At 44.1% G+C, this 4,982-nt stretch carries 8 protein-coding genes; 7 read left to right on the forward strand and 1 reads right to left on the reverse strand.

From position 1 onward, the window contains the following. Window positions 1–148 precede the first annotated feature (148 nt). From K8S15_00285 to K8S15_00305, 5 genes are all read left to right on the forward strand, one after another. Window positions 149–1,192, forward strand: a complete 1,044-nt coding sequence (locus K8S15_00285) for a Fic family protein (GenBank protein MCD4774470.1) — start codon at window positions 149–151, stop codon at window positions 1,190–1,192. A 498-nt stretch (window positions 1,193–1,690) separates the two neighbouring features. Further along, window positions 1,691–2,047 (forward strand): type II toxin-antitoxin system RelE/ParE family toxin, encoded by a 357-nt coding sequence (locus tag K8S15_00290; GenBank protein ID MCD4774471.1) that lies wholly within the window; start codon window positions 1,691–1,693, stop codon window positions 2,045–2,047. Next, complete coding sequence (locus K8S15_00295; GenBank protein MCD4774472.1) at window positions 2,047–2,394, forward strand: helix-turn-helix domain-containing protein; 348 nt, start codon at window positions 2,047–2,049, stop codon at window positions 2,392–2,394. Before K8S15_00290 ends, K8S15_00295 begins: the two co-directional genes overlap by 1 nt. 37 nt (window positions 2,395–2,431) lie before the next feature. Beyond that, window positions 2,432–2,863 carry a hypothetical protein gene (locus K8S15_00300; GenBank protein ID MCD4774473.1) on the forward strand — a complete coding sequence of 144 codons (432 nt, stop codon included), beginning with the start codon at window positions 2,432–2,434 and terminating at the stop codon, window positions 2,861–2,863. Between the two features lie 8 nt (window positions 2,864–2,871). Next, a complete protein-coding gene (locus K8S15_00305; protein MCD4774474.1) occupies window positions 2,872–3,294 on the forward strand; it encodes a hypothetical protein in 423 nt (140 codons plus the stop codon). 128 nt (window positions 3,295–3,422) lie between these two features. On the opposite strand, the gene K8S15_00310 is transcribed toward K8S15_00305, so the two are convergent. Next, entirely contained in the window at window positions 3,423–3,653 is a 231-nt protein-coding gene (locus K8S15_00310; GenBank protein ID MCD4774475.1) for a hypothetical protein, read from the reverse strand. A gap of 777 nt (window positions 3,654–4,430) precedes the next feature. Between K8S15_00310 and K8S15_00315 the strand changes: the two genes are divergently transcribed. Beyond that, window positions 4,431–4,730, forward strand: coding sequence for a nucleotidyltransferase domain-containing protein (locus K8S15_00315; protein MCD4774476.1), 300 nt, complete (start codon window positions 4,431–4,433; stop codon window positions 4,728–4,730). Then, window positions 4,720–4,982 (forward strand): DUF86 domain-containing protein (locus K8S15_00320; GenBank protein ID MCD4774477.1); only part of this gene is annotated, 263 nt, incomplete at its 3' end. The genes K8S15_00315 and K8S15_00320, both read left to right, overlap by 11 nt.

Here is a 4,982-nt window from a genome sequence, read left to right on the forward strand (position 1 = left end):
CTTTTATTATACTTTCTCAAATTTAACAAGTGACCAGAAGTTGCGTCCGACCCCAAAGACCGACCCCAAAGACATAGCTTGATGCAGTGAATTGGCTACTTGCCACAAAATAAGCTATTATTAAGCTACCATATCAGGAGGTGAAGAAATGCTTTCTCTTGAGCCGGAAATAATTGTGGGAGTTACCATCCCCGTAAGTACCGTGTGGTTACTTGGTTCGTGCATGGAAGCCCTGGGGAAACAGGAACTCTGGATCAGGAAGAAACCTGAGGTTCTTGAATTTCTGCGGGAACTGTCAATCATACAGAGTGTTGAATCCTCTAACCGTATCGAGGGCGTGACCGTTAAAGCTGAAAGATTGCGCCCTGTAGTGTTGGGTAAGGCAAAACCTCTGGATCGCTCTGAAGAAGAACTATCAGGGTACAGGAAGGCTCTGGACTGGTCTTTCAATCGAAAGAATCGGATTGTTGTTTCACCGGAAGTAATTAAGAAATTGCACTACCTGGCTCAAGGCGGTGTGTCCGGTGATGCAGGTAAATGGAAGAGAAAGAACAACGAGATTGTCGAGTTGCTCCCTAATGGCGAGCGAAGAGTGAGGTTTATTCCAACACCCGCTGAGGAAACCCCAGAAATGGTTGAGGTTCTCTGCCGAAACTACAGGGAAGTCTGTGAGGTAGAACGCATACCAATTCTTCTGGTCATCGCAACCTATATCCTGGATCTACTTTGCATTCACCCGTTCCGGGATGGCAATGGGCGTGTTTCCAGGTTGATGACAACACTCATGCTGTTGGAGAATGGTTTTGAAGTGGGGCGTTTCGTAAGTCTTGAGCGCATTGTCGAGGAAAACAAGGAAGATTATTACCGCGTTCTGGAGAAGTGCTCAAGGGGATGGCATGATGGAACAAATGAGATCATACCATGGTGGAATTTTTTTCTGGGCATGCTGCAAAGAGCATATGCTGAATTTGAACTTCTTGTGGAATCCACTGCGTCACGCCCTGTAAAGAGCGATATCGTCAGGCAGACTATTCTGAAACAGCTTGAACGGTTTACACTGGCAGACCTCGCTGTACAGCTTCCCTCGGTAAGCCCGCAGCTTATCAAGAGAATCCTTTCTGAACTGAAGAACCAGGGTAAGATTAGCCTTGAAGGACGAGGACGGGGGGCTCGCTGGGAAGTAATTCCGTAAAGCAGGGTTTGGCGCCTCGGTAGTGTCTTCCAGTGAACCATATTATGGTTTGATACAATGCTAATCAATAAGATAAAACACTAACCGAAGAAGACTTTCAGAAATCCAATCATCCTGGCTCGTGAGATGTCTCTGAAGATGGAGATGGAAGAATTGAATCGAGCTGATCCTTCAAGAAAGCTTGGTTTGTCCCGGACAAGAGTAACACAGATGCTCAATCTGCTAGAACTACCGGAAATGTTGATCTCAGAGATAGAAGAGACGGGCGATTAATGGAGCAGGCAACTGTTTACTGAAAGGCAGTTGCGAAAGATAGATATTCGATAAATATGCATGAATATGTTAATGATGAATACACAAGGAGTTGAATCAATATATTCAGTCTGCATATGGCTATTAGGAACAGAGTGGATCAGATAATGAGACAAATGTGAATTCGGGAATTGCCTGGGATTGACAAAATATAGCTCAGAAGCTATATATCTTTAAGGTGATAATATGTCATTCGGAGTTGAATACACTTCTGAATTTGAGTGTTGGTGGAATAACCTTGATTGCGATGAGCAGGATTCTGTCGCAGTTATTGTGGGTTTGCTGGAAGAAAGAGGTACTGGACTTGGATTTCCTTACAGCTCAGGGATAAAGAATTCCAAGTTTAACCATATGAGAGAGTTGAGAATTCAACATGCTGGTGATCCCTATCGGATACTATATGCATTTGATCCGAGAAGGAATGCAGTTCTTTTAATAGGAGGTAGTAAGACCGGTACTGATAGATGGTATGAAGAGTTCGTTCCAAAGGCAGATAGGATCTATTCCGATCATTTGCGTGCACTAGATAAGGAGAAAAAATAATGTCAAAACCTTTCAAGAACCTTGTAGACAAGATGTCTCCTGAAAGACAGGCAAGGGTTAAGGAAAGAACCCTTGAGCTTTTATATGAAATGGAGTTGAGCGAGCTCAGGAAAGCTTTAGCACTGACCCAAACGCAGCTTGCTGAAACTCTGAAAAAGAAACAGGCTTCTATTTCAAAAATGGAACATCAGTCAGATATGTTCATAAGTACTCTACGCGAAATTCTGAATGCAATGGGAGCAAATCTTAAAATCATCGCAAGTTTTCCTGAAGGTGATATCCTGATTAATCAGTTTGAGGAAATAAGAACTGGTGAACTCGAAAAGATTGAACCAGCAAAGGCATAGAACTATTGATCAATAATACAAATGCAGGAATTGGCACGTGATTCCCAGGTTGATTTCCAGCAAGAGTATATTACAGATAGCCTCTGCAGTCATCACATCTATACTGCTTTCTCAAGTGAGTATTTCATGCAGCGGGGATGCTGATCAACCAGTAACCGGGGATACTCAATCGGTAGGTATTTGTACTCTGACTGTTGTTGATACAATTGGCCTTGCATTTGGAGATTCAAATTATGCGTTTGGGTCTGTTGATGATGTTTACATTGGTTCAGAAGGCAGGACCTTTGTACTGGATAAAATTCAATTGACTGTTTTTGTTTATGATGCCGCTGGTATTATCTTAAAAACAGAGTACTGGTTTATGCCGGATCTGAGTATCGGGCCTCTGGAAGAAAATATCAGGGAATGGATAGAAGCAATGGATGTTTATGTTAACGGTAATCTGGATATGATACCGCTTGGAGAATGATATCAGTCATGTTATTGGTAGGAATTATCCTTTCATTTTTCGGTGCCGGGCGGCTATTGCTGCTCATTTACAATTGGCGACAGGATTGCCATCTGTTCAGCGAAGGTTTCAGGACAAAAGCTCGCGTGATCAACAGGGTCACGTATCCAAACGAGGATGAGCTTCAGAGCTCCCAATACCGACTTATTGCCGATTTTAAAGATGGCGAAGGTTATACTCACCATGTCAAAAGCAGGAGACACATGTGTGGCTCCCGCTCCAGAGAGTTAATGGCAACCGAATTCGAGGTAGTATACTTAAAAGAGAACCCTGAAAGAGCCCGTTTCGCGCTGGATCAGGAGAAACACATCAGCTGGTTTGGAGTGATCATTTACTCCCTTACAGCTGCTGCCGGTATCCTGTTCATCCTAAGCTCCATATTCACCAGTTAGATTCAGTCGAGAACAGTTCAAGTGCGGCTTCCAATTCTTCTGGCCGAGGTTCCACCCGAGGCTATTGCGAAATGCGTGCCGAATCTGTCCCTTATTTTAAGAATCTTCCCTTGAAGTGCCTTCAGTGTTCAGAATGAAAGCTTCAGTGGTATCGGGTTGTCTGTTAAACGCTTTTCGAACAGTAATCCATTTACCTGAAACACAACTATTGTAAGCAGTCCTGCTACTAGTGAGATCGGAAGCCCCACACCTGCTGCAAGCATAATAAGGAATACGATCAGCGCCGGAGCGATGGAAAACAGCATAAGCCCAGTATGGAACAGCAGCCCAGCCTTTCTAATCTCTTCCAAGCTTATCACCGGTTTTCATCTTTGTGCCCCGGAGGAATTCAGCTGTGCTCATGACGCTTTATACGGAGCTTGAACTGCTTGCGGAAACACTGAACAAGCTCTGAATCATCCGATGATTTCATCAGTTGGAGTTGACAGTTAAAACCGGATCTGGGTTCAGCGCGGATTCGAACAAGAAATTATTTTTGACCTGTACAATCTGGATTGCGAACATCTTCTGACGGCAATTCTCCCAGTTTTACTGAATGCATCTCGCTGGGAAATTTACGTAAACGAAAACGGAATTGCCGCTGTACCGCAGGACCCGATAAGTCACTATGTCATATACCGATTAGCCTTTATGAATGGATCATACCCACCTGATTGAGAAAGCTGAATATCGGAAAGTGCCCCCATCGGTGGGGTAGAGCCGAAATGGCGCCTCGATTCCCGATCTACTCGAACCTTTGGTGGTCCGATTATAAAACTGGAATATCAACTGAATTCAAGGGTTTCTAACTCAAAGCCTATAAAGACTTACCGTAATTCCATTATCTATGCTCAAGAACTCCAGGATGAGATGAAGAGGGAGGGGCTAACACAGGCTGAACTTTCCCGGAAACATGGAATATCACGGGCAAGAGTTAACCAATGGCTAGCCCTCCTGAGACTACAGACAGGGAAGAGGATGCGGATTCTGGCAATGGGTGACCATTGGGAGAAGAGATTGCTAACGGAACGTACATTGAGGGAATGGCATAGATGACACTGCAATTGACTCTTTACATATTCTAATCGGAGGTTGAAATGGGAATACCAGATCGGATTGTTAGAAAAGTCAGGACATATTGCAGGGAGCATGGTGTGAAGAGCCTGTTCTTGTTTGGATCATGCGCAAGGGGTGATGTAACGGAATCAAGCGATATAGACCTCCTGGTTGAGTTCCAGGAAAACATACAACTCAGCTACTTGGACCTAATGCTTATTAAGTCAGACCTTGAGGGAATACTGGGTTCAGAGATTGATCTGGTAGAGATGGATTCGCTGGTGAATCCCATCCGCCGCAAGAGTATATTATCTGAGAGGATACCTCTTTTTGCTTCCTGAAGATAGAGACGCTGCCTTCATCCTCGATATTATCTCTGCTGCTCGGGATATCGAAGGATTTGTGACCAACATCAACCTGCATAAATTCCAATCGGACAAAATGCTGCGTTATGCTGTAGAACGACAATTGCTCGTTATCGGTGAAGCTGCAAAACGTCTTTCTGAGGGTTTCAGAAGTGGAGTACCCTCGGTTCCCTGGAGTGCTATTATAGGTTTGCGGAACATATTAGCTCATGAATATGGAGAGATTCT

It is taken from the genome of Candidatus Aegiribacteria sp., assembly GCA_021108005.1.
GTDB lineage: Bacteria > Fermentibacterota > Fermentibacteria > Fermentibacterales > JCC-6 > Aegiribacteria.